Origin of the sequence: Pacificoceanicola niger (genome assembly GCF_048553275.1) — a bacterium.
GTDB lineage: Bacteria > Pseudomonadota > Alphaproteobacteria > Rhodobacterales > Rhodobacteraceae > Pacificoceanicola.
Window position 1 is genome coordinate 1 of sequence record NZ_JBLZMW010000029.1, and the last position, 24,298, is coordinate 24,298.

Annotated in this window: 20 protein-coding genes and 1 pseudogene; 2 read left to right on the forward strand and 19 right to left on the reverse strand. The window is 60.4% G+C overall.

The features are described 5' to 3' along the window. The 4 genes from ACN2XU_RS22855 to rpsL all read right to left on the reverse strand — a co-directional run. Positions 1–320: GTP-binding protein (locus ACN2XU_RS22855; RefSeq protein WP_419412671.1), on the reverse strand; the 320-nt coding region annotated here is incomplete at its 3' end. Positions 321–409: 89 nt separating this feature from the next. Continuing rightward, the gene (fusA, locus tag ACN2XU_RS22860; protein WP_419412672.1) at positions 410–2,527 is read right to left on the reverse strand and encodes an elongation factor G; all 2,118 of its coding nucleotides are present in this window, start codon (positions 2,525–2,527) and stop codon (positions 410–412) included. 21 nt (positions 2,528–2,548) lie between these two features. After that, entirely contained in the window at positions 2,549–3,019 is a 471-nt protein-coding gene (gene rpsG, locus ACN2XU_RS22865) for a 30S ribosomal protein S7 (protein WP_419412673.1), read from the reverse strand. A gap of 63 nt (positions 3,020–3,082) precedes the next feature. After that, a complete protein-coding gene (gene rpsL / locus ACN2XU_RS22870; RefSeq protein WP_005862801.1) occupies positions 3,083–3,454 on the reverse strand; it encodes a 30S ribosomal protein S12 in 372 nt (123 codons plus the stop codon). Positions 3,455–3,822: 368 nt separating this feature from the next. On the opposite strand from rpsL, the gene ACN2XU_RS22875 reads away from it, so the two are divergent. Further along, positions 3,823–4,623 carry a glycosyltransferase gene (locus tag ACN2XU_RS22875; RefSeq protein WP_419412674.1) on the forward strand — a complete coding sequence of 267 codons (801 nt, stop codon included), beginning with the start codon at positions 3,823–3,825 and terminating at the stop codon, positions 4,621–4,623. On the opposite strand, the gene ACN2XU_RS22880 is transcribed toward ACN2XU_RS22875, so the two are convergent. The 15 genes and pseudogenes from ACN2XU_RS22880 to secE all read right to left on the reverse strand — a co-directional run bounded on the left by ACN2XU_RS22880 (position 4,599) and on the right by secE (position 23,341). Then, a complete protein-coding gene (locus ACN2XU_RS22880; RefSeq protein WP_419412675.1) occupies positions 4,599–5,495 on the reverse strand; it encodes a DMT family transporter in 897 nt (298 codons plus the stop codon). The genes ACN2XU_RS22875 and ACN2XU_RS22880 overlap by 25 nt on opposite strands. Further along, positions 5,492–5,971, reverse strand: coding sequence for a DUF2867 domain-containing protein (locus ACN2XU_RS22885; RefSeq protein ID WP_419412676.1), 480 nt, complete (start codon positions 5,969–5,971; stop codon positions 5,492–5,494). The genes ACN2XU_RS22880 and ACN2XU_RS22885 overlap by 4 nt, the downstream gene beginning before the upstream one ends. 119 nt (positions 5,972–6,090) lie before the next feature. Continuing rightward, on the reverse strand, positions 6,091–10,341 hold the full coding sequence (gene rpoC, locus ACN2XU_RS22890; protein ID WP_419412677.1) for a DNA-directed RNA polymerase subunit beta': 4,251 nt from the start codon (positions 10,339–10,341) through the stop codon (positions 6,091–6,093). Between the two features lie 70 nt (positions 10,342–10,411). Beyond that, complete coding sequence (locus ACN2XU_RS22895) at positions 10,412–11,293, reverse strand: hypothetical protein (protein ID WP_419412678.1); 882 nt, start codon at positions 11,291–11,293, stop codon at positions 10,412–10,414. 36 nt (positions 11,294–11,329) lie between these two features. Next, positions 11,330–15,472 (reverse strand): DNA-directed RNA polymerase subunit beta, encoded by a 4,143-nt coding sequence (gene rpoB / locus ACN2XU_RS22900; RefSeq protein ID WP_419412679.1) that lies wholly within the window; start codon positions 15,470–15,472, stop codon positions 11,330–11,332. 573 nt (positions 15,473–16,045) lie between these two features. Continuing rightward, a complete protein-coding gene (gene rplL / locus ACN2XU_RS22905) occupies positions 16,046–16,426 on the reverse strand; it encodes a 50S ribosomal protein L7/L12 (protein ID WP_419412680.1) in 381 nt (126 codons plus the stop codon). 75 nt (positions 16,427–16,501) lie between these two features. Then, positions 16,502–17,014, reverse strand: coding sequence for a 50S ribosomal protein L10 (gene rplJ, locus ACN2XU_RS22910; RefSeq protein ID WP_419412681.1), 513 nt, complete (start codon positions 17,012–17,014; stop codon positions 16,502–16,504). Between the two features lie 312 nt (positions 17,015–17,326). After that, a complete protein-coding gene (locus ACN2XU_RS22915) occupies positions 17,327–17,800 on the reverse strand; it encodes a hypothetical protein (protein WP_419412682.1) in 474 nt (157 codons plus the stop codon). 195 nt (positions 17,801–17,995) lie between these two features. Beyond that, the gene (gene rplA, locus ACN2XU_RS22920) at positions 17,996–18,694 is read right to left on the reverse strand and encodes a 50S ribosomal protein L1 (RefSeq protein WP_419412683.1); all 699 of its coding nucleotides are present in this window, start codon (positions 18,692–18,694) and stop codon (positions 17,996–17,998) included. 2 nt (positions 18,695–18,696) lie between these two features. Beyond that, entirely contained in the window at positions 18,697–19,146 is a 450-nt protein-coding gene (gene rplK / locus ACN2XU_RS22925) for a 50S ribosomal protein L11 (RefSeq protein WP_419412684.1), read from the reverse strand. Positions 19,147–19,392: 246 nt separating this feature from the next. Then, on the reverse strand, positions 19,393–20,322 hold the full coding sequence (locus ACN2XU_RS22930; RefSeq protein WP_419412685.1) for a DUF4274 domain-containing protein: 930 nt from the start codon (positions 20,320–20,322) through the stop codon (positions 19,393–19,395). Between the two features lie 648 nt (positions 20,323–20,970). After that, positions 20,971–21,153: pseudogene (gene nusG, locus ACN2XU_RS22935) on the reverse strand (transcription termination/antitermination protein NusG); the annotation flags it as partial. Between the two features lie 84 nt (positions 21,154–21,237). Continuing rightward, a complete protein-coding gene (locus tag ACN2XU_RS22940) occupies positions 21,238–22,221 on the reverse strand; it encodes a hypothetical protein (RefSeq protein ID WP_419412686.1) in 984 nt (327 codons plus the stop codon). 214 nt (positions 22,222–22,435) lie between these two features. Beyond that, positions 22,436–22,966, reverse strand: a complete 531-nt coding sequence (nusG, locus tag ACN2XU_RS22945; protein ID WP_419412687.1) for a transcription termination/antitermination protein NusG — start codon at positions 22,964–22,966, stop codon at positions 22,436–22,438. Between the two features lie 174 nt (positions 22,967–23,140). Beyond that, positions 23,141–23,341, reverse strand: coding sequence for a preprotein translocase subunit SecE (secE, locus tag ACN2XU_RS22950; RefSeq protein WP_419412688.1), 201 nt, complete (start codon positions 23,339–23,341; stop codon positions 23,141–23,143). A gap of 245 nt (positions 23,342–23,586) precedes the next feature. On the opposite strand from secE, the gene ACN2XU_RS22955 reads away from it, so the two are divergent. Then, positions 23,587–24,159 (forward strand): hypothetical protein, encoded by a 573-nt coding sequence (locus ACN2XU_RS22955; protein WP_419412689.1) that lies wholly within the window; start codon positions 23,587–23,589, stop codon positions 24,157–24,159. Positions 24,160–24,298: the final 139 nt, after the last annotated feature.

Below are 24,298 nucleotides of genomic sequence, written 5' to 3' on the forward strand. Positions count from 1 at the left end.
GGGCCGTCAGCAGCGTTCACAACCAGGATCGCGCCGTCCATCTGGGCCGCACCGGTGATCATGTTCTTGACGTAGTCGGCGTGGCCGGGGCAGTCGACGTGCGCATAGTGACGCGCCTCGGTCTCGTACTCCACGTGCGCGGTCGAGATCGTGATGCCGCGGGCTTTCTCTTCCGGTGCGCCGTCGATCTGATCGTAGGCTTTGAAGTCGCCGAAATACTTCGTGATCGCCGCCGTCAGCGTCGTCTTGCCGTGGTCAACGTGACCAATCGTGCCGATGTTGCAGTGCGGCTTGTCGCGGTTAAACTTTTCCTTTGCCATTTTATTGGCTCCCTAGTTTTTTGTGGATGGTGGGTTTGGAAACCCACCCTACGGTTTTGGGTAGGGCGGGGTTCACCCCGCCATCCCGTTTAAGCGTACTTCGACTGGATCTCGTCCGAGATGTTCTGCGGAACCGGATCGTAATGGTCGAACTGCATCGTGAACTGCGCGCGGCCGGAGGACATGGAGCGCAGCGTGTTGATGTAGCCGAACATGTTGGCCAGCGGCACGAAGGCCGCAATCGCGACAGCGTTGCCGCGCGGCTCCTGGCCGGACACCTGGCCACGACGGGAGGTGAGATCGCCGATGATACCACCGGTGTATTCTTCCGGCGTGATCACTTCGACCTTCATCATCGGCTCAAGCAGCTTGGCGCCAGCCTTGCGCAGACCTTCACGCATGGCCATCCGGGACGCGATTTCAAAAGCCAGAACCGAGGAGTCCACGTCGTGGAACTTGCCGTCGATCAGGGCGACCTTGAAGTCGATGACCGGGAAGCCTGCCAGCGGACCGGAGTCCATGACCGACTTGATGCCTTTTTCGACGCCGGGGATGTATTCCTTCGGAACCGACCCACCAACGATCTTGCTTTCGAACGAGTAGCCTTCGCCCGGCTCTGTCGGGCTGATGACCAGCTTCACCTCGGCGAACTGACCCGAACCACCCGACTGTTTCTTGTGGGTGTAGGTGTGCTCGATCTCGTGACCGATGGTCTCGCGATAGGCCACCTGCGGGGCACCGATGTTTGCCTCGACCTTGAACTCGCGCTTCAGACGATCGACGAGGATGTCCAGGTGCAGTTCGCCCATGCCCTTCATGATCGTCTGACCGGACTCGATGTCGGTTTCGACGCGGAAGGAGGGATCCTCTGCTGCCAGACGGGCGAGGCCCGCAGACATTTTTTCCTGGTCGCCCTTGGTCTTGGGCTCAACCGCGATCTCGATCACCGGCTCCGGGAAGGTCATCGTTTCGAGAACCACCGGCTCCTTCGCATCACACAGGGTGTCACCGGTGGTCGTGTCCTTAAGACCCGCCAGCGCGATGATGTCGCCTGCAAACGCTTCTTCGATCTCTTCACGGTTGTTGGAGTGCATCATCATCATACGACCGATGCGCTCTTTCTTGCCCTTGGTCGAGTTCAGGATGCTGTCGCCCTTGTTCATCTTGCCCGAATAGATCCGGGTGAAGGTCAGCGAGCCAACGAAGGGGTCGTTCATAATCTTGAACGCGAGGCCGGCAAACGGCATCGTGTCATCCGCGCGGCGCGGGATGTTCCGTGTTTCCGTCTCGTCGCCCGGCTTGAAGCCCATGTAATCAACAACGTCCAGCGGGCTGGGCAGGTAGTCGATTACAGCGTTGAGCAGCGGCTGAACGCCTTTGTTCTTGAACGCCGAACCGCCCAGAACCGGAACGAAGTGCAGCGCCAGCGTGCCCTTGCGCAGAAGTTTGCGCAGGGTCGGCACGTCGGGCTCTTCGCCTTCGAGGTAGGCTTCCATCGCATCGTCGTCTTCTTCGACGGCCGCTTCAATCATCTTGCCACGCCACTCGTCGGCCATGTCCTTCAGGCTGTCGCGGATCGGGGCCTTGATCCAGGATGCACCCAGATCTTCCCCCTGCCACAGCCACTCTTCCATGGTGACGAGGTCGATCAGACCTTCCAGCTCGTTTTCGGCACCAATCGGAATACCGATCGGAACAGCGCGCGCACCGGTACGGTCCTCGACCATGCGAACACAGTTGAAGAAATCCGCGCCGATCTTGTCCATCTTGTTGACGAACACCATACGCGGAACCTTGTAGCGGTCAGCCTGTCGCCAAACGGTTTCGGTCTGAGGCTCAACGCCGGCGTTTGCGTCGAGAACGCAAACCGCACCATCGAGAACGGCCAGCGAACGCTCGACTTCAATGGTGAAGTCAACGTGTCCGGGGGTGTCGATGATGTTCAGGCGGTGCTTCGGGGAATCGGGCTCGGTGCCATTTTCCGTGCGCTCCCAGAAGGTGGTCGTCGCAGCAGAGGTGATGGTGATGCCGCGTTCCTGCTCCTGCTCCATCCAGTCCATGGTGGCTGCACCATCGTGCACCTCACCGATGTTGTGGGACTTGCCGGTGTAGAAAAGGATACGCTCGGAGCAGGTGGTTTTGCCTGCATCGATGTGCGCCATGATACCGAAGTTGCGGTACCGGTCGAGGGGATAATCGCGTGCCATTGGCTCTTAACCTTCCAGGTTTTACCAGCGGTAATGGCTGAACGCTTTGTTCGCGTCGGCCATCTTGTGGGTGTCTTCGCGCTTCTTAACAGCCGCGCCGCGGGATTGCACGGCGTCAAGAAGTTCGCCTGCGAGACGCTCTTCCATGGTGTTTTCGTTGCGGGCGCGGCTGGCGTTGATCAGCCAGCGGATTGCCAGGGCTTCGCGGCGCTCGGGGCGGACTTCGACGGGCACCTGGTAGGTTGCACCACCGACCCGGCGGGAGCGGACTTCGACAGACGGCTTGATGTTGTCGAGAGCTTCGTGGAACAGTTCCACGGGAGCGCGCTTGACCTTGGTCTCAACGCGATCAAGGGCGTTGTAGACGATCTTCTCGGCGGTCGATTTCTTACCGTCGAGCATCAGGTTGTTCATGAATTTTGTCAGCACACGATCACCATACTTGGCGTCGGGCAGAACTTCGCGTTTTTCAGCGGCGTGACGACGTGACATTTCGGTATTTCCTTTTCCTCTAGCGGGCAGAGGTCCCGGCGCGCGGCCGGGACGCCCGAAATCTTATTTCGGACGCTTCGCGCCGTACTTGGAGCGACGCTGCTTACGGTCTTTGACGCCTTGGGTATCCAGAACACCGCGGAGGATGTGGTAACGGACACCCGGAAGGTCTTTCACACGGCCGCCACGGATCAGGACAACAGAGTGCTCCTGAAGGTTGTGGGATTCGCCGGGAATGTAGGAGATGACTTCGTAGCCGTTGGTCAGGCGGACCTTGGCAACCTTACGCATAGCCGAGTTCGGCTTCTTCGGCGTCGTGGTGTAGACGCGGGTGCAAACGCCGCGTTTCTGCGGGCATTGCTCAAGGTGCTGCGACTTCGAGCGTTTGACTTTGGGCTGACGCGGCTTCCGGATCAGCTGTTGGATCGTGGGCATTAGGACTTCCCCGTGCTTCTCACATGTGTGTCGCCGGGGACGTCCCAGCGAGGTTCAATCATGGCGCCCTGCGCGTCCGCAGATCACCGGGTTTAGGCGCATGTCGCATGGGAGCAACAGGCAAAGGCCGCTTCGCTCCCATTCCGAGGTGAACGATGCGGCGGGTTCTCAGAGGATCGGGGCAGTTAAGTCGCCCGGATCTTGACCACTGGTCTTTTGAATGCGGCATAGGGTTTCCCCTGCCGGATGAGTGCGCCGTATACGGAGAGTCGCCCCCCCTGTCAACCGCATGTTCCTGTTGTGCGGGCCCGGCGGCAATGCCAAGCTTGTGCGATATTTCTCAATGCCGGTCCAGCAGGAAATCCTTCATGCAAACCATAGGCTTCTGCCGCTTCTCCTACCCTGCCGAAGGCGGCTTTCAGGTTGGCCATGACCGTATCGAGGATCGCATGGCATACCTGTGGTCGGATGCCCGCATGGAAGAGCGCTTTCGCTATTTCGAGGCGATCTGCCTGCCCGGCCTGAAGGCACAGACCGATCAGGACTTTACCTTCGTCATTCTCGTCGGGGAGGAGATGCCAGAGCGCTGGATTGCGCGCCTGCTCGACCTCACCGCCGATTTTCCGCAGGCCCGGATCGAGGCCCGCCCCCCGGCGCCGCACCGTAAGGTCTGCCAGGCTGTGATGAACGACGTGCGGGACATGGATCAGCCGTGCCTGCAATTCCGCCATGACGACGACGACGCTGTCGCGGTGGACTTCGTGGACCATCTGAAACGGGCGGCGGCGGATTGCGCGGCGCTGATCGCGGATCACCGGCTTGTCGGATTCGACTGGAACCGTGGCTATGTCGCCCGACCCGATTCAAAAGGGCTCTGCGCCGAGCCGAATGTCACCCCCTACTGGGGCGTGGCGCAGGGCATGGCGATGGGAGCGGGCGTGCGCCAGACGATCCTCAACTTCGGTCACAACAAGATCAACCAGTTCATGCCGACGGTTACCTTCACCGCGCCGGAGATGTTCGTGCGCGGGCACAACGACCATAACGACTCGCGCCAGAAGGCTCATGTGAAGCCGGTCAAACTGCCGCGGTTGGATTCCGAAGGCGAGGCGCTTTTCCGCACGCGCTTTGCCATCGACGCCGATCAGGTCCGCCGCATCTTTGCCTGACGCCGCCTGAGCCGCATTTCCCGCCAAAGCGTATAAAATCCGGTGCCGACAATAATCCCCGCCCCGATCAGTGCGAGGCTGGAGGGCAATTCGCCGAACAGGGCAAAGCCGAGGATCAGCGACAGCACGAGGCTGGTGTAGCGGAACGGAGCGATGAATCCGACCTCGCCGACCCGCATGACCATAACGCTGAGGCTGTAGGCACCGACAATAAGCAGGCTGGCTGCCGTGAGAAGGCCGGCATTGCGGCCCGTCACCGGAACCCAATCCTGCCCCAGGGACCAAAGCGCCGCAAAGATCAGCACCGCCGCGGAGGTGACGAAGGTGGCGCTCAATGACGGCACCGCGCTGGACATCCGCCGCGTGGCAAGATCGCGGACCGTCACGCAAATCACTGCCCCAAGCGCCGAGAGCGAATGCACATTGAAGCCTTCCGTGCCCGGCCGGACAATCAGCAGCATCCCGAAAAAACCCGCCGCGATCGCCGTCCAGCGCCGCCAGCCGACCGGTTCGGCAAAGAAGATCGCCGAGCCGAGCGTGATCGTCAGCGGCAGCATCTGCAGCAACGCCGAAAGGTTCGCGATGGGCATGTTTAACAGAGCGGTGAAGAAGAAGAAGGCCGCAACCACTTCCGCCAAGGCCCGCAGGGCGACGAGCGCTCTGTCCTTGCGCGGGAAATCGAAATGCAAGGCCCCGGCGCGCCAGGCCAGCAACCCGATAAACAGCGTCGCAACGATCCCGCGCAGCGTGAGGATCTGGGATAGCGGCATGGCAGTGCCGATGCCCTTGATACACAGATCGCCAAGCGTGAAAGCCGTCATCGACGCGACCATGAGCGCCGCGCCGCGCGTGTTATCGGCGTTGGTGCTCATCCGGCGTTCCGCGCAAGCCGCTTGATCTGTCCTTTGACGATCATCCGATGCGCCGGGCCGACAAGCATCATGTAGACACGCCCGAACGCATTGTGCGTCACGACGGACGACGTGATTGTAACCATTGTGCCCTGGCAGGAAATGCAGGTCATCACATCCAGATGCCGATCCCGCTCCGTCAGGACCAGCATCGTGTCGCGGCTCGCTTCGACCCGAAAGAAATCAAGCCTGTCTCCGGGCTGCACGTGATTTGGCACCTGCCCGGAAAAGCCGCCGATGCGGCGCACACCGAAAGGCGCGGAGAGGGCGTCACGGATCTTGAAGGCCCAGCCCATCCGGTCCTTCATATCCGCGCTGATACGGGCATAGACGTCCAGCGGGCTGTATTCCCTGTGCACGTCCGCGGATTGCGAGTCAAAGAAGTCGAGACTGTCTTTCGCGGCAACGATCTGTATCTGCGCGGTCTTCGCTCTCATGCCACCTTGCTCTCCATCACGCTCGCGGGACAATACCGCCACGGCGCGGCCCGGCAAGGCGAAAAAGAAAACGCCCCCACCTTTCGGTGAGGGCGCATCCTTGTCACTGGGAAGACCGCTTATTCACGGCTTTCCGGCGTGTCCACGATCAGCGTGTCGAACTCGTCGCCGCCCACCATGTCATCCGCCGTGGCTTCCGGCGCGGCCAGGGCTGCGGCGGCTTCTGCTTCTTCACGGCGTGCTTCGATCACCACGTTGTCACGCAGCTGCGCAACCTGACGCATGTCCTGCGTGGCACCACCGGTGCCCGCCGGGATCAGACGACCCACGATGACGTTTTCCTTCAGGCCGACCAGTTTGTCCTTCTTGCCCTGCACCGAAGCTTCGGTAAGGACTCGGGTGGTCTCCTGGAAGGAGGCCGCCGAGATGAACGACCGGGTCTGCAAAGACGCCTTGGTGATGCCGAGCAGGATCGGTTCGCCCTTGGCCGGACGCCCGCCCTTCTTCTCGGCCTTCTCGTTGGCCATGTCGAACTCCATCTTGTCGACATGCTCGCCCTTGAGAAGCGTGGTGTCACCGCTTTCGAGGATTTCCCACTTCTGCAGCATCTGCCGGACGATCACCTCAACGTGCTTGTCGTTGATCTTCACGCCCTGCAGTCGATACACGTCCTGGACTTCGTCGATCATGTAGTTCGCCAGAGCCTCGATCCCCATGATCGACAGAATGTCGTGCGGGGCCGGGTTGCCGTCCATGATGTAGTCGCCCTTGGAGATGAAGTCGCCCTCACCCACCGGGATGTGCTTGCCTTTCGGGATCATGTACTCGCGCGGCTCAAGCGACTCGTCGGTCGGCTCGATGGTGATGCGGCGCTTGTTCTTGTAGTCCTTCCCGAAGCGGACATAGCCGTCGATTTCGGCGATGATCGCGTGGTCCTTCGGACGACGCGCCTCGAAGAGTTCGGCCACACGCGGCAGACCACCGGTGATGTCCTTCGTCTTCGCGCCTTCACGCGGGATACGCGCGACGACGTCACCGGCCTTGACCTCCTGCCCGTCTTCACAGGACAGAATGGCGTCCACCGACATGGTGTAGGTGATCGGGTTGCCCGCATCATTGCGCACCGGCTCGCCATCGGCATCCATCAGGATGATTTCCGGCTTAAGCTCGTTGCCCTTGGGCGCGGCCCGCCAGTCGATCACGATCTTCTGGGTCATGCCGGTCGCATCGTCCGTCTCTTCGCGCACGGCAAGGCCGTTCACGAGGTCGACGTGCTTGGCGATACCATCCTTCTCCGCGATGATCGGCAGCGTGTAGGGGTCCCACTCATAGAGTTTGTCGCCACGGCCGACAGTATCGCCCTCTTTGACAAACAACTTGGAGCCATAGCCCATCTTGTGCGAGGCCAGCTCCTCATCCTGATCGGACATGATCATCACGGTCATGTTCCGGTTCATGACGATCAGCTCGCCCGCCGCGTTGGTGATGGTGCCCGGGTTGGCGAACACGATCTTGCCGTTCTGGCTGGCTTCCTGGAAGGACCGCGAGGAACCCTGTGCAACGCCGCCCATGTGGAAGGTCCGCATGGTCAGCTGCGTGCCCGGTTCGCCGATCGACTGCGCCGCGATGATGCCAACGGCTTCGCCGGTGTTCACCTTCGTACCGCGCGCGAGGTCACGGCCATAGCAGGTGGCACAAACGCCCTCTTCGGCTTCACAGGTCAGCGGCGAGCGGATGCGCATGGACTGCACCGCCGCCTCCTCGATGGCATCCGCCGCCCGTTCGTCGATGAGCTGGCCGGCGCGGACAACGATGTCCTCGGTGCCCGGAACATACACATCGTCTGCAGCCACACGGCCGAGAACACGCTCGCCAATGGTCGCCACGACCTCGCCGTCGTTCACGGCCGCTTCGGCAGTGATCGCACGGTCGGTGCCGCAATCGTCCAGACGCACGATGCAATCCTGCGCCACGTCCACGAGACGACGGGTCAGGTAACCCGAGTTCGCCGTCTTCAGAGCCGTATCGGACAGACCCTTACGAGCGCCGTGGGTCGAGTTGAAGTACTCAAGAACGGTCAGACCTTCCTTGAAGTTCGAGATGATCGGCGTCTCGATGATGTCGCCGTTCGGCTTCGCCATCAGGCCGCGCATCCCGCCCAATTGCTTCATCTGCGTAACCGAGCCACGCGCACCGGAGTGGGCCATCATGTAGACCGAGTTCGGTTCCATTTCGGAGCCATCCTCATCCCGGCGCTCGGCCGAGATCGTCGCCATCATGGCTTCGGTGACCTTGTCGTTACACTTCGACCAGGCATCGACAACCTTGTTGTACTTTTCGCCCTGGGTGATCAGGCCGTCCATATACTGCTGTTCGAAATCCTTCACCTGATCGCGGGTGTTTTCGACGATGGGCCATTTGCTTTCAGGGATGACCATGTCGTCCTTGCCGAAGGAAATGCCCGCCTTGAAAGCCTCACGGAAGCCCATGGTCATGATCTGGTCACAGAAGATGACGGACTCTTTCTGGCCACAGTAGCGGTACACCGTATCGATGACGCGCTGAACGTCCTTCTTCCGCAGAAGCTGGTTGACCAGATCAAACGGCGCCTTGGCGTTCATCGGCAGCAGCGCACCGAGGCGCACACGGCCCGGTGTGGTTTCAAAGCGCTTGACGATCTCGTTGCCTTCATCGTCGATCTGCTTGACGCGGGCCTGGATCTTGGCGTGCAGGTGCACTTCCCCCGCGGTCAGGGCGTGTTCAACCTCCTCGATGGAGGAGAAGACCATGCCTTCACCTTTCATGCCTTCGCGCGCGATGGTCACGTAGTAGAGGCCGAGGATCATATCCTGCGACGGAACGATGATCGGGGCGCCGTTGGCGGGCGACAGAACGTTGTTCGTCGACATCATCAGAACGCGTGCCTCAAGCTGCGCTTCGAGCGACAGCGGCACGTGCACGGCCATCTGGTCACCGTCGAAGTCCGCGTTGAACGCCGAACAGACGAGCGGGTGCAGCTGGATTGCCTTGCCTTCGATCAGCGTGGGTTCGAACGCCTGAATACCAAGACGGTGCAACGTCGGCGCACGGTTCAGCATGACCGGGTGCTCGCGGATCACCTCGTCAAGGATATCCCAGACCTCGGGACGCTCTTTCTCCACAAGCTTTTTCGCCTGCTTCACGGTGCTGGACAGGCCCTTGGCCTCCAGACGCGAATAGATGAAGGGCTTGAACAGTTCGAGCGCCATCTTCTTGGGCAGGCCGCACTGGTGCAGCTTGAGTTCCGGACCGGTCACAATGACTGACCGGCCGGAGAAGTCGACGCGCTTGCCCAGAAGGTTCTGACGGAAACGGCCCTGCTTGCCTTTCAGCATGTCGGACAGCGACTTCAGCGGGCGCTTGTTCGCGCCGGTGATGACGCGGCCCCGGCGGCCGTTGTCAAACAGCGCATCCACGGATTCCTGAAGCATCCGCTTTTCGTTCCGAACGATGATGTCCGGAGCGCGCAGCTCGATCAGGCGCTTGAGACGGTTGTTCCGGTTGATAACGCGGCGATACAGATCGTTCAGGTCGGAGGTCGCAAAACGGCCACCATCCAACGGCACCAGCGGACGCAGTTCCGGCGGAATAACCGGGATCACCGTGAGGACCATCCACTCGGGACGGTTGCCGGATTCCAGGAAGCTCTCGACGACCTTGAGACGCTTGATGATCTTCTTGGGCTTCAGCTCGCCGGTGGCTTCCTTGAGGTCGGCACGCAGCTGCTCTGCTTCGTTCTCAAGGTCGATGGCGGCCAGCATTTCGCGGATCGCTTCGGCGCCGATGTTGGCGGTGAAGGCGTCCATGCCATACTGATCCTGCGCGTCGAGGAATTCCTCTTCGTTCAGCATCTGGCCATAGGTCAGGTCGGTCAGGCCCGGCTCGATCACAACGTAGTTCTCGAAGTAGAGAACCCGCTCCAGATCGCGCAGCGTCATGTCCAGCATCAGGCCGATGCGCGAGGGCAGAGACTTGAGAAACCAAATGTGGGCGCAGGGCGCAGCCAGCTCGATGTGGCCCATACGCTCGCGGCGGACCTTCTGCAGCGTGACTTCAACACCGCATTTTTCGCAGACGACGCCGCGATACTTCATGCGCTTGTATTTGCCGCAGAGGCATTCGTAGTCCTTGATCGGGCCAAAGATGCGCGCGCAGAACAGGCCGTCCCGCTCGGGCTTGAACGTCCGGTAGTTGATGGTTTCCGGCTTTTTGATCTCACCGAAGGACCACGAAAGGATGCGCTCGGGCGATGCCAGCGAGACCTTGATTTCATCAAAGGTCTTGATCGGTGCGACCGGGTTAAACGGGTTGTTGGTCAGTTCCTGGTTCATCGGGTTCCTCTCGGGCGAAGAGTGAAATTTGGGGTGCCGGGGGCGGCGAAACGGGGTCTTTGACGCTGTTTCATGGGGCGCCTCCCTTCAAGGCGAGGCGGACATGGCGATCCCACCGCGTCAGTTGCTTGCGAAAACGCGCCACTGGCGTTCCCGCTTTTCGGTATTCATCCAGAACCATCCGCAACAGCGGCGATTCCGGGAAGGCATGTGGACGGTCGAGATGCTTGGAAAACGTGCCAAGCTTCAGGAAACCGCTGCGAAACGTCGGCCAGCAATCTTCGGCCATGTAATGCGGCGTGCGCATCATTGGATCCGGTTGCTCGAAGTCCCAAGGGCTGTCTTGGCCTTTGGCGAGCTTGTGATCCACGACCTCACGCAGGTGATCGATGTCCCACCAGCAAGTCACCAGACAATTGTACGCGGTCGCATCCGGATCCATCTGGTGCAGACCAAGACGATCTGCATCGGCGCCGAACACTTCCGTTGCCCGGGGCGACTTGCGCTGCTTGCCAGAGCCCTGGCACAAGGTGACGAAATACTTCTCGCCGCGCTCGCGCATGGTCTCTTCGACGGCCCGCATATAGCGCTCGTCCACGTGCCCCAGCGGCACAAGGTCCTCAAGCAGGAGATAGACAAAACGCGCCTGCGGTTTCCGGGTCTGCACCGTGTCGAGCGCATGCGCCAGAAGCGCCACGAAAGACAGGTTCTTTCCCCGGATCACATCACGCCCGGTCAGGTCTCCATCGGTGACAACGAACAACTCCGGACGGTTCGGCCAGAACATGTCGATGTTCTGACGGGCCGCCGGAATGAAGTGCTCGTTCTTGCTGTAGGTCAGCACCAGCAAAGCCGTGTCCTCCGGCCAGCTTTCGCCAGCCGGAAGGGCACGGCCCCCGAAACGGGGGGCCATGTCAGGTTCAGACACGGTGCTGAGCGACGTTTGGGTCATGCAATCCTATCGCGAAGTCGAATGCCGGGTAACGGATTACTCGGCATCCTCCTCCTCTGCATCCAGCAGTTCCATGTTGAGGCCGAGGCCGCGAACTTCCTTCACGAGAACGTTGAAGCTCTCAGGCACACCAGCCTCGAAGTTGTCCTCACCCTTGACGATCGACTCGTAGACCTTGGTCCGGCCTGCCACGTCGTCCGATTTCACCGTCAGCATTTCCTGCAGGGTGTAGGCGGCCCCATAGGCTTCCAGAGCCCAGACCTCCATCTCCCCGAAGCGCTGACCGCCGAACTGCGCTTTACCACCCAGCGGCTGCTGTGTGACGAGGCTGTACGGACCCGTGGAGCGCGCGTGGATCTTGTCATCCACGAGGTGGTGCAGCTTGAGCAGATACTTGACGCCCACGGTGACCTTCCGGCTGAATTGCTCACCCGAACGACCATCGAAGAGAACCGACTGACCCGAGGTGTCGAAACCGGCCCGCTTGAGCGAGTCGTTGACGTCCGCCTCTTTCGCGCCGTCGAAGACCGGCGTCGCGATCGGCACACCGCCGGTCACGTTGGAGGCCGCTTCGATCAGCGTGTCCTCGTCCATGCCCTGAATGCCCTCTTCGTAGGCTTCATCGCCATAGGCCAGACGCATCGCCTCGCGCACCGGGGTCAGATCGCCGGAGCGGCGATAGTCCTGCAATGCCTCGTCGATCTCGATACCGAGCGAGCGCGCAGCCCAGCCCATGTGCGTTTCGAGAATCTGACCGACGTTCATGCGCGACGGCACACCCAGCGGGTTCAGACAGAAGTCGACCGGCGTTCCATCGGCGAGGAACGGCATGTCTTCCACGGGAACAACACGGGAGATAACCCCCTTGTTGCCGTGACGACCGGCCATCTTGTCGCCCGGCTGAAGCTTGCGCTTCACGGCGATGAAGACCTTGACCATCTTCATCACGCCCGGGGGCAGATCGTCGCCGCGGCGCACCTTCTCGACCTTGTCCTCGAAACGGGCATCAAGCGCACGCTTCTGGATTTCGTACTGCTCGTGCAGGGCCTCGACGTGCTTGGCGTCCTCTTCTTCACCAAGAGCAAGCTGCCACCACTGACCACGGGTCAGGGTCTCCAGAAGCTCCTCGTTGATTTCCGCGTTCGGCTTCACGCCTTTCGGGCCTTTCACAGCCGTCTTGCCAAGGATCATCCCCTTGAGGCGCGCATAGATGTTGCGGTCGAGGATCGCGAGTTCGTCGTCGCGGTCACGGGCGAGGCTTTCGATCTCTTCGCGCTCGATCTGCAGCGCCCGTTCGTCCTTTTCCACACCATGGCGGTTGAACACCCGGACTTCGACAACAGTGCCGTAGTCGCCCGGCTTCACCCGCAAGCTCGTGTCACGCACGTCAGAGGCTTTCTCACCAAAGATGGCGCGCAGGAGCTTTTCTTCCGGCGTCATGGGCGACTCCCCTTTCGGGGTGATCTTGCCTACCAGGATATCGCCCGGCTCCACGTCCGCACCGATATAGACGATGCCCGCTTCGTCGAGGTTGCGCAGGGCTTCCTCGCCGACGTTCGGGATGTCGCGGGTGATTTCTTCCGGCCCAAGCTTGGTGTCACGCGCCGCCACTTCGAATTCTTCGATGTGGATGGAGGTGAACACGTCATCCTTGGCAATCCGTTCGGAGATCAGGATGGAGTCTTCGTAGTTGTAACCATTCCACGGCATGAAGGCCACGATGACGTTCTTGCCCAGAGCCAATTCACCGATGTCCGTGGACGGACCGTCGGCAATGACTTCGCCCTTCAAAACCGTGTCACCCACCTTCACCAGAGGCTTCTGGTTGATACAGGTGTTCTGGTTCGAGCGCTGGAACTTGCGCATACGGTAGATGTCCACACCCGCATCGCCCAGTTCGAGATCTTCGGTGGCCCGGATCACGATACGCTGCGCGTCGACCTGGTCGATGATACCGGCCCGTTTGGCCATGACGGCGGCGCCGGAGTCGCGTGCGACCACTTCCTCGATGCCGGTGCCAACCAGCGGCGCTTCGGAGCGCAGGGTCGGAACCGCCTGACGTTGCATGTTCGAGCCCATCAGAGCGCGGTTGGCGTCGTCGTTTTCAAGGAACGGGATCAGCGAGGCCGCCACAGACACCAACTGTTTGGGCGACACGTCGATCAGATCGACAGCTTCGCTCGGAGACAGCGTATAGTCACCGGATTTCCGCGTGCTGACCAGATCGTTGATAAAGATGCCGTTTTCATCCAGCGTCGCGTTGGCCTGCGCCACAGTGTGACGCATTTCCTCGGTCGCGGACATGTAGTGCACTTCGTCGGTAACCTGACGGTCCTTGACCACGCGATATGGGGTCTCGATGAAGCCATATTTGTTCACGCGCGCGAAAGTGGCGAGCGAGTTGATCAGACCGATGTTCGGGCCTTCCGGCGTTTCAATCGGGCACATCCGGCCATAGTGGGTCGGGTGCACGTCGCGCACCTCGAAACCAGCGCGTTCGCGGGTCAGACCGCCCGGCCCAAGCGCCGAAAGACGACGCTTGTGCGTCACTTCCGACAGCGGGTTGGTCTGGTCCATGAACTGCGACAGCTGCGAGGAGCCGAAGAATTCACGCACAGCGGCCGCAGCCGGTTTCGCGTTGATCAGATCCTGCGGCATGACCGTGTCGATCTCGACCGAGGACATACGCTCCTTGATCGCGCGCTCCATGCGCAGCAGGCCGACGCGGTACTGGTTTTCCATCAGCTCGCCGACCGAGCGCACACGGCGGTTGCCGAGGTGGTCGATGTCGTCGATGTCGCCGCGACCGTCACGCAGATCGACCAAGGCCTTGATGCACTTGACGATATCGTCACGATCCAGCGTACGCTGCGTGTCTTCCTTATCGAGCGCGAGACGCATGTTCATCTTCACGCGGCCAACTGCGGACAGGTCATAGCGCTCGCTGTCGAAGAACAGAGTGTCGAATAGCGAGGACGCAGCCTCGACGGTGGGCGGCTCGCCCGGACGCATCACGCGGTAAATGTCCATGAGCGCGGTGTCGCGGCCCATGTTCTTGTCCTGCGCCATGGTATTGCGCATGTATGGACCGACATTGATGTTGTCGATGTCCAGCACCGGGATCTCGGTCACGCCCGCGTCCACCAGCTCCTTGAGGGAGCCGCCGGTCACGTCGCCATCCTTGTCCACTTCCCAGGTCAGCTCATCACCGGCCTCGACATAGATCGCGCCAGTCTCTTCGTTGATGATGTCCTTGGCGACAAACTTGCCGACGATGGCCTCGAAGGGCACCAGCAGGTTCTTGACCTTGTCTTCGTCGATCAGCTTTTTGACCGCACGCGGGGTCACCTTCTTGGTGGCCTCGGCAATCACTTCACCGCTGTCGGCATCCACGAGATCAAAGGTCGGACGGGTGCCGCGCACCCGCTCCGGGAAGAATTTGGTCGCCCAGCCTTCACCTTTGCGCAGCGAGTAGGACACGGTGTCGTAATAAGCGTCCATGATCGCTTCCTGGTCGAGACCAAGCGCATAGAGCAGTGTCGTCACCGGCAGCTTGCGGCGGCGGTCGATACGGGCGAACACGATGTCCTTGGCGTCGAACTCGAAATCCAGCCAGGAGCCACGGTACGGAATGATCCGGCAGGCGAAGAGCAGCTTGCCCGAGGAGTGGGTTTTGCCCTTGTCGTGGTCAAAGAACACGCCCGGAGACCGGTGCATCTGGGAAACGATGACCCGCTCGGTGCCGTTGACGATAAAGGTGCCATTCGGCGTCATCAGGGGCATGTCGCCCATGAAGACGTCCTGCTCCTTGATATCCTTGACGGATTTCGCGCCGGTATCCTCATCGATATCAAACACGATCAGACGCAGCGTCACCTTCAGCGGCGCGCTGTAGGTCATATCGCGCTGCATGCATTCCTCGACGTCGTACTTCGGCTTTTCCAGCTCGTAGTTGACGAATTCGAGAACCGCAGTTTCGTTGAAATCCTTGATCGGGAAAACCGACTGGAAAACACCTTTGATGCCTTCGCCGTCCATCGGCTGCGGCTGATCGCCGGAGTCGAGGAAAAGTTTGTAGCTGGACTTCTGAACCTCGATGAGGTTCGGCATTTCAAGCACTTCGCGGATCTTGCCGTAGTACCGGCGAAGACGTTTCTGTCCGAGGAAGCTCTGAGCCATGTAGGGGCCACCCTTTTCTTTTCTCTGCCTGGACGCACGTGCTGTCGGGCCACAGCGGCGCATCTCGTCAGTGACGACAAATCCCTTGGTCCATTCTCGACGGGCGTCCCACCGCCTGCCTCTCGATCCGGGGTTCTGTCTTGGAAAGCCCCTCTCCCGGAGGCGCTTGCCAAGCACAGACTCTGTTCGGACGGGCCGTTGCCCGGGTCCGTCCGCAAAAACCGTCTATTTCAGGTGATTTCACCAACGATGGGTGCGGAACGGGGTGGTTTCAATGATGTCTCGGCGCACCTCACAGTCTGCAACAGACAAAGTGCGGCTTCGAATCGCTCGAACCCGCAGGAGACTTCCGAATATTCTGTGAACGTCAAGAACGCAAGTCCCCTTGCCGAGGATTTGCGGAGTTTTGACGTTACGCCAGAATGACAAAATCCGTGTCGAAGGTCAAGCGTGGCTTGGGGATCGGAGACATCCGCACCAACGCGCCGGGCAAGCCGATACACCCCGTTCCGGAAACGAAACAGGCGCCCCACATGGGAGCGCCTGCCGTGTAAAACAGCCCGAAGGCCGGAATTACTTGAGCTCGACTTCGGCGCCTGCTTCTTCGAGCTTCTTCTTGATTTCTTCTGCTTCGTCCTTGGAGCAGCCTTCTTTGACGGCTTTACCGCCAGCTTCGACCAGCTCTTTGGCTTCTTTCAGGCCGAGGCCGGTGATGCCACGGACTTCTTTGATCACGTTGATCTTCTTGTCGCCAGCGGACTTGAGGATCACGTCGAATTCAGTCTGCTCCTCAGCAGCTTCGCCACCGGCGTCGCCTGCGGGGCCAGCCATCATGACAGCGCCGCCAGCGGCGGGCTCGATGCCGTACTCGTCCTTGAGGATGGTTTTCAGTTCTTGTGCTTCAAGCAGCGTCAGGTTGACGATTTGCTCAGCAAGTGCTTTCAGATCAGCCATTTTGAGACTCTTTCCGTTATATAAGATGTGTTCCAACGCGTGGGCCTGAACCCTGCGAAGATCCTTTCAGCTGCCTTACGCCGCTTTTTCCTCGATCGTGGAGAGGATGGAAGCGATGTTCGATGCAGGTGCGCCAATTGCGCCGGCGATGTTCGATGCGGGTGCGCCGATGCAGCCAACGATGGAAGCAATAAGCTCCTCGCGCGACGGCATTTTCGACACGGCTTCGACACCGGCCCGGTCCAGAGCCGTTCCGCCCATGTTCCCGCCGAGGATCTCAAACTTCTTGTTATCCTTGGCGAAATCCTCGACCACCTTGGCGGCTGCCACGGGGTCTTCGGAAAAGGTCAGTACGGTCATGCCATCGAGGAGCGCAGCAATGCTTTCGCACTGCGAACCCTCAAGGGCGATCTTGGCGAGCCTGTTCTTGGCGACGCGGACCGAAGCATCGGCAGCGCGTGCACGCCCCCGAAGATCCTGCATCTCGGCAACCGTGAGACCTTCGTAGCGGCTAACCACCACGACGCCAGAGCTTTCGAAGATCTGGCCGAGTTCGTCGACCAATTTCTCTTTCTGGGCTCTATCCACAGTTTCACTCCAAATTGTGGAGGGCGTACCCTCCGGCTCATTTCAGCTGGCAGAAACCAGCCAAGATATCCGAGGGGCGTCGCATCACTTGAGCCCGGCGCACATATGGCACACGGAGAGATGTCTCTTCCCGTCTCAGGCAGGAATTACTGGCATGCACCAACCCACCGTCTCGGACGAAATGCAATGCAGCACGACGAATCGCACCGCTTTGCGAGGCCCTTCTCTAGCAGGTTGGGCGAAGATGCCAAGTGATTTGTTACGGCCGGGCGTCCTCACCGCGCGCCGACACCATTATGCGCTCTGGATGCTTTAGCGTATGCTCATCTGGAGCCGGGCCGCAGCGCCAGGCCCGTCCAGCACATCCCAAGTCTTGTAGGCGGCAACATAGACGTCTCGATCCGGCTCCAGCCGCCCCCAGGCCTGAACCGCATTCTTGGCCAAACCCTGCCCGCGCTCGACAATAGTCTGCAGGTCAAACGATTTGACCCACGGCAAGGCCAAACCGTAACTCTGCTGTGGCGTCAAACCCTCCATCCCCACGATGCACGTCCCCTCGCCGCCTCGGGATCCAATCAGCACCAACGCGCCTGACGTCGGGTCTTCCAAGATGACCGCGCCCTCCCTGCGCCCGGCAGCCTTCAAGGCCGCATCATCAGTTTCCACGTAGCCCGCAGCTTTCAACTGCACCTCTAGCCCGGCCCAATTCGGCGCCATTGCGCCACAAGTTGCCGCCGCCGCTTCCGCGACCGCAAAGCGCTCCGCCGTGACCGGCTCAGCGCTCACGTTTTTTCGCGGGGGGGGGCGCGTCACAATTCGCAAGGACCAGCATGGAAATGAGCGCGAGGATTCGTTTCACGATACGGTCCCTTCGATACCTGTAACGCGGTGGCACAAGAGAAGCCCGTCCTGAACCAAGCCCCGCACAAAAAAGGGCGGACCGATAAGGCCCGCCCTTTACTCTTCTCGAAAGAAGAAAGATCAGTTGCCGGTGGCGTTGGTCACGTCAACGGTCACGCCCGGGCCCATGGAGGAGCTGAGCGAGATCTTTTTCATGTAGGTGCCCTTGGCGCCGGTCGGCTTGGCGGCAGAGACGGCACCCACAAATGCGCGGATGTTCTCGACCAGTTTGGCGTCGTCGAAGGAGGCTTTGCCAACGCCGGCGTGGACGACACCGCCCTTTTCGGCCTTGAACTGAACCTGACCGCCCTTGGCGGCCTCGACGGCCTCCTTGACGTCCATGGTCACGGTGCCAACCTTCGGGTTCGGCATCAGGTTGCGCGGGCCGAGCACCTTACCCAGACGACCAACGATGGGCATCATGTCCGGGGTTGCGATGCAGCGATCAAACTCGATGGTGCCGCCCTGGACGGTTTCCATCAGGTCCTCTGCGCCAACGATGTCTGCGCCGGCGGCCTGGGCTTCTTCAGCCTTGGCACCACGGGCGAACACGGCCACGCGCACGGTCTTGCCGGTGCCGTTCGGCAGGCCGACAACGCCGCGGACCATCTGGTCAGCGTGGCGCGGGTCAACGCCGAGGTTCATCGCGATTTCGACGGTCTCATCGAACTTTGTGTTGGCGTTTGCCTTGATCAGGGCGACAGCATCCTCGATGGTGATGTCTTCCTTGCCAGCAAAGGCTTCACGGGCGGCGCGGGTACGTTTTCCAAGCTTTGCCATGATTACTTCACCTCGATGCCCATCGAGTTGGCGGAGCCAACGATGATCTTCATTGCCGCTTCCACGTCGTTCGCCGAGAGGTCTTTCATCTTGGCTTCGGCGATTTCGCGGACCTGCTTGACGGTCACGGATGCGACGGTCTCACGGCCGGGCGTTTCTGCACCACGGGGGCGGTTACGCTTGCCCACGGGCTTCAGACCGGCGGCCTTCTTCAGGTAGTAAGACGCGGGCGGCGTCTTGATGTCCATGGTGAAGGACTTGTCCTGATAGTAGGTGATCACGGTCGGGCACGGCGCGCCGGGCTCCATTTCCTGCGTCTTGGCGTTGAACGCCTTGCAGAATTCCATGATATTGATGCCGCGCTGACCCAGCGCCGGACCGACCGGCGGGGAGGGGTTGGCTTTGCCTGCAGGGATCTGCAGCTTCATCTTGCCAGCAAGCTTCTTGGCCATTGGCTTTCTCCTTTACAACACCCCTCGGACGCGTCTTAGGGGCGGGTTATGTTGCGTGGTCGTGGTCCGGACATCGCGATGCCCTCGCCTCCCACGAATAAGGCAGTCCTACGACTCATCGCGGACAACCGAAGCTTGGCGCATAACGCAGCTTTGAACAGCGATCAACCCCAGACCTCCCTATGCTACCACAAATCCCAAACCAGTCCCAAGCAAGGGCAAGACGTGTCCGGTCGGGTCGGCCAGTCAGTTGACCACATCCCAATAGATCTTGGGCAATCCGTTGCGAAGCTCCGACTCTGGTCTTCCCGGAATTGGCCTCCTGAGAATCGGTGGGAACAGACGATCTTCGGCGGCGCGCACCAAGGGGTCGTCTGACACGCCAAGCGCGATTGGAGGCCCCTCGAAACCGATCGGGTCATGGCCATCGCGTGGAACATAAAAACCGGCGCGGATACGTGTCACCGCTTCGTCGATCAGATCAAGATCGTTGAGCCCGGTGCGTCCGGCATAAGACGTCCCGTCAGCGCGGGACATTTCCCGCAGATGGTAGCTGGCGCTGGCCTGCCAGATTGTTTTCGCCACTGTTGCAATGTCGGTATCCGGCTGCTGAACGATCCACATGAACACCTCGGTCCCATGGTCCCAGTTCATCCCCCAAACCAGATTGTGTCGATCATCCGGCGTGGCCTTGGTGATCAGCCAGTTAACGAATGATCCCCAACGATTGGAACTCTCGCCCCAGGACGAATGGCCGCCGGCCCAATCAATCAGCGCGCCGTCAACGCCGAGCTCTGCCTCTTTGGCAAGACGCGGGGCGCGGACCTGCGCCAGCTTTTCGTCCACCGGAAGCATCGCCCAGGCGTCGCGCTTTGCCGCCTCCGCCGCCTTTTCGGCCCGCCGCGCTTCGTCCCTCTCTCGGATCCGTTCATCGAGGCGTTGTGCGAACTCCCTGAGCCGATACTCGGTCTGATGAAAGCTCCCTTTGAGGTAATGCGCTCGGGCAAGGAAATCGCCACCCGTGTAGGGCAGGTCGATTATCACCCGGTGTTCATACTCATCGGACAACGTGCGATAGGCCCGCGCAGCGCCGGGAATTGCAGCCAGAAGCGCCTCTGGCGAGTCGTATTCGCCAATACTCTCCGGATCAGCGAAGGCCGCCGGAAAATAAACCACATTGATTTCGCCGACCCTGTCCCCACTCTCTAGCCAAATAACGCGACAGGGCCGTTGGCCCGCGCTCCAGTGCCCTTTTGAGGACAGGCTTTCCCGGGTCAAAAGCCCACCGCTCGACTCTGTTAAAGCGTCGATGTCTTCGACCCGCATGCCGGGCCGCAGATGCTGAACCAAGGAAGCAATCCGCACCATGTCCTGTGGGGAAAGCGCCTTGGACTGGCCCGCCGCTGCCGCCGCGTCTCTCGCCGTTTGCGCAGCCTTGTCCCGAGCCTCTTCTGCCCGCCCCTCCGCATTTGCCGGATACACCCGCGTCGGCTTTGCTGCCGATGCTTTGATGCGGGCGCGCTTTTGACGGATTGTTTCGCGCGTGGGGCCGGCCGGCTTTGCCGCTTGCGAAGACGGCCACGAAACGCGGCGTCGCGGGGCCGCAGTGCCTTGCGCGGTCCGCACCTTCCGATCTTTGTAATAGCGCCACATCGCGTGCAGCAGAATTAACCCTATGAAAAACTGCATGGTTCCCTCCGCGATTGCCGCTCGGGGGCAGAAATAGTGGTGCAGATTGGCTTCAATTGGGCGAAATCGAGGAGAGAAATAGAAAAGGGCGTCCCGAAGGCACCCTGTCACATCATTGCGGAAAGGCCGTAGCGCTTACTGCTTGCTGACCTGCATGTAACTCAGCTCGACCGGGGTTTCGCGGCCAAAGATCGAGACCGACTCCGACAGGCGCTGGGTGTCTTCGTCCACACCCTCGACCATGCCTTCGAAGCCTTCGAGCGGGCCGTTGTTGACCTCGACCATTTCGCCGATCTCAATGCGGATCAGAGTGTCCGGCCCAAAACGCCGATTTGAAAGGCGGTTAACGTCGCATGGTCAAAAGCCACGGGTTTTGTCGGTGTTTTGGCACGCAGGCCATCGCTAGCGGAGGAACTTGGGCCAGAACCGCGCAAGGTGCCGTTTTCGCGCCCAAGTATTCTGGCTCACGTCAAACAGCCAGTCCGGCACATCTTCGCGCGTCAGATCAAACAGAGGTGCGCCGTCCAGGCTGGACACTTTCACCGGGAAATTGCTGCGCATCGAGGTCGCATCGGTGCTGTCGAACAGGCGTAGCGGTCCTTTGTCGGTCTGGATCCAAAGCGAGCCGCGGTCGTAGCCGTCCTCCCGCTCCCAAAAGGCAAAGCGATACTCGTAGCCATGCGCGCGCAGCGCCGCCTGATGCCGCCGAGTCAGCCATCCATAAGGCTCCATCGGTCCGATCCAGGCGTCCTTCGGCCACTCGGGGGCATAGCGTGCAAATGCCGGGGTCTCGGTGATCCGCCCGGTCCAATACACGTCGAACGCCTCTTCGCTGACGCCCTCAAGATTGAAGAGCGCGGAAATCTCGGCCTCCACGTTCTGAGAAGGCAATCCCGCCTCTTGAAAAACCGCAATCGACGCAGACTGCCGATCGGCGCAACCCCGCTCGAAGGCGCTGCAATCGTGCAGCAGGTAATACCCGCCCTCCCCGTCGGGCATCAGCTCGTCCGGATCGTCGTACTCCTCCGGATCGACCTTTTCGAACCGGATCGTGCGCAAAAACGCCTCGCGCTCTTCCCAAAGATCCGCAACGCTCTCATAGCCCAAAGTCCGATAGACGGACACAATGCCGCTGGTGTCAAAGTGGCCATGCGCGTTGTAATGAAGCAAGGCCTGCCAACTGTCCCAAGCCGTCGGTAAGCACTCGGCTCCAAGCGCGTACCGGGCAGTCCAGCCCAAGCCCAGCGGTTCCAGCCGCGCAATGGCGGCCTCGTCGACACTGACGTCGAAATACGCGCGCGCCAGAGCGATGCACGAGAGATCCCTCCGCATCTCTTCGCCGTTGCAAAGCGAAATATCCCGGACGATCAAGGCTTCTGTGTTCATGGACAAACTCAACTCTCCGCGCTTCGAGACGCGCCCCGCAAATCACCGGTCACGGCGACGCCTTACCATCCGGGCCATTGGGCACGGGATCATTATCCGCGCCGCGACGAAAAAAGGGGCGCGCATTGCTGCACGCCCCTCTCGATAAATGATGTCAAAACCGAAATCCGCCGAACCGAAGTGCCAAAACGCTGCCTCTCGACCCGCGCCACACTTACTGCTTGGTGACCTGCGTGTAGTCCAGTTCCACCGGGGTTTCGCGGCCAAAGATCGACACGGACACGGACAGGCGCTGGTTGTCGTCGTCAACGCCTTCAACCATGCCGTCAAAGCCCTCGAACGGACCGTCGTTGACCTTGACGCGCTCGCCGATCTCGAAACGGATCTCGATACGCGGCGCGTCTTCATTTTCCTGAACGCGGCCCAGGATCGTCTCGACTTCTGCATCGCGCATCGGCATCGGACGTCCTTGCGGCCCGAGGAAGCCGGTCACGCGGTTGATCGAGTTCACGAGGTGATAGCCGCGATCCGACATTTCCATGTGAACAAGAACATATCCGGGCATGAAACGGCGCTCGGTCGTGACCTTCTTGCCGCGGCGCACTTCGATCACCTCTTCGGTCGGAACCAGAACTTCGTCGATCTGATCCTGAAGCTCCTGTTCTTCGACCGCAGTCCGGATCTGCTCCGCGATCTTCTTCTCGAAGTTCGACAGGACACTGACCGAATACCACCGCTTTGCCATCTGGCCTACCCTCGCTGCATGACCGATCGAGACCGGCCTTTCCGTCAAACCCCGCCCAAATCGTCGGGGACATAAAAAAGCGGCGTGCAACTCGAATCAGTGCACGCCCCTCAAACTCTGATTGTGTGCCTACCGCCAAGCCTGCCCGAGTTCAAGAGGCCGGGGCGGGGATCATCAGCCAAAGAGCGTCAGGATACCCTGAAGCCCGGAGCGGATCAGGATGTCCACCAAAGCAAAGAAAATCGCCGTCAACGTTGCCATGATGAAGACCATGATTGTCGTCAAAACGACCTCACGACGCGTCGGCCACACGACCTTGGCCACTTCGGCGCGGACCTGCTGGATGAACTGAAGCGGATTGTTGGTGCGGGCCATAGCTGCGGGCTGCCTTTGCTCAATGTCGCGATTGCGGGCGTATCTACGCGCGGAGCGGGCGAATTACAACCCTGTTGCCGCCCGCCCCGAAGCCGGCTGTGCTTTTCCGGCGCAGGCGCTTCTCACGCACTCTCACAACGGGTTGATAACTTTCTGCGGAACGAATTCGGCACAAGGGCGGTTTGTCTCTCAGATCGCGGGGCGGCACTGACCAGCCCGCAGAAAACAAATAGGAGTACACAACTATGAAACGCCTTATCGCAACGACCGCTCTCGCAGCCACTCTCGCAACCGGCGCATTTGCCGCAACCGAAGGCGAGATCTCGATGCTGCAGAAATACGTCCCGACCGTCGACCTGCAGACGGTGAGCGATGAGCAGATCGACGAGATGCTCCTTATCGCCAACACCGAAAGCTCTGACACCGAGAAAGCCGAGAAGATCCAAGCCGTGCTGACCGCACGCAATGCGATCAACGCCGAGCCGCTGACGCCGGTCGAGAAGAACAAGATCGTCAACGTCGTACCGGATGCCAACTTCGCTCTTCTCACCGACGCTGAAATCGTGGACCTGCGCCTTGCCATCGCCGGTGGCAACGAAGACCAGATCGAGAGCGTCTTCATGAACCTGTCAAGCCAAGACAAGGCACTTGACCCGGTGATGTTCTCCGAAGCCGAGCAGCAGCAGATCCTGAATGTCGTGCCGAATGCCGACTTCTCCAAGATCTCTGCGGAAGAAAGCAATGAAATCCGCGCCGCCCTTACCGGTGGTGACGACAACCAGATCAGGACCGTGATCGGCGCTGCTCTCGACAGCTGATAGACGGTGATTGAATCGCACAGAGAGGGGTCGCTTCGGCGGCCCCTTTTTTTTGCGCCTGATCGCTCAAATAACATCGAATGACCGTCGCAGCCATGAAGCGCGGCAAGTAATCATCGGCAAAGGTTTTGGGAAATGG

What these genes read in the sequence shown, in the direction of transcription:
- fusA (WP_419412672.1), bottom strand. Translation starts at nt 2,527, where the DNA reads ATGGCACGCGATTATCCCCTCGACCGGTACCGCAACTTCGGTATCATG.
- rpsG (WP_419412673.1), bottom strand. Translation starts at nt 3,019, where the DNA reads ATGTCACGTCGTCACGCCGCTGAAAAACGCGAAGTTCTGCCCGACGCC.
- rpsL (WP_005862801.1), bottom strand. Translation starts at nt 3,454, where the DNA reads ATGCCCACGATCCAACAGCTGATCCGGAAGCCGCGTCAGCCCAAAGTC.
- ACN2XU_RS22875 (WP_419412674.1), top strand. Translation starts at nt 3,823, where the DNA reads ATGCAAACCATAGGCTTCTGCCGCTTCTCCTACCCTGCCGAAGGCGGC.
- ACN2XU_RS22880 (WP_419412675.1), bottom strand. Translation starts at nt 5,495, where the DNA reads ATGAGCACCAACGCCGATAACACGCGCGGCGCGGCGCTCATGGTCGCG.
- ACN2XU_RS22885 (WP_419412676.1), bottom strand. Translation starts at nt 5,971, where the DNA reads ATGAGAGCGAAGACCGCGCAGATACAGATCGTTGCCGCGAAAGACAGT.
- rpoC (WP_419412677.1), bottom strand. Translation starts at nt 10,341, where the DNA reads ATGAACCAGGAACTGACCAACAACCCGTTTAACCCGGTCGCACCGATC.
- ACN2XU_RS22895 (WP_419412678.1), bottom strand. Translation starts at nt 11,293, where the DNA reads ATGACCCAAACGTCGCTCAGCACCGTGTCTGAACCTGACATGGCCCCC.
- rpoB (WP_419412679.1), bottom strand. Translation starts at nt 15,472, where the DNA reads ATGGCTCAGAGCTTCCTCGGACAGAAACGTCTTCGCCGGTACTACGGC.
- rplL (WP_419412680.1), bottom strand. Translation starts at nt 16,426, where the DNA reads ATGGCTGATCTGAAAGCACTTGCTGAGCAAATCGTCAACCTGACGCTG.
- rplA (WP_419412683.1), bottom strand. Translation starts at nt 18,694, where the DNA reads ATGGCAAAGCTTGGAAAACGTACCCGCGCCGCCCGTGAAGCCTTTGCT.
- rplK (WP_419412684.1), bottom strand. Translation starts at nt 19,146, where the DNA reads ATGGCCAAGAAGCTTGCTGGCAAGATGAAGCTGCAGATCCCTGCAGGC.
- ACN2XU_RS22940 (WP_419412686.1), bottom strand. Translation starts at nt 22,221, where the DNA reads ATGAACACAGAAGCCTTGATCGTCCGGGATATTTCGCTTTGCAACGGC.
- nusG (WP_419412687.1), bottom strand. Translation starts at nt 22,966, where the DNA reads ATGGCAAAGCGGTGGTATTCGGTCAGTGTCCTGTCGAACTTCGAGAAG.
- secE (WP_419412688.1), bottom strand. Translation starts at nt 23,341, where the DNA reads ATGGCCCGCACCAACAATCCGCTTCAGTTCATCCAGCAGGTCCGCGCC.
- ACN2XU_RS22955 (WP_419412689.1), top strand. Translation starts at nt 23,587, where the DNA reads ATGAAACGCCTTATCGCAACGACCGCTCTCGCAGCCACTCTCGCAACC.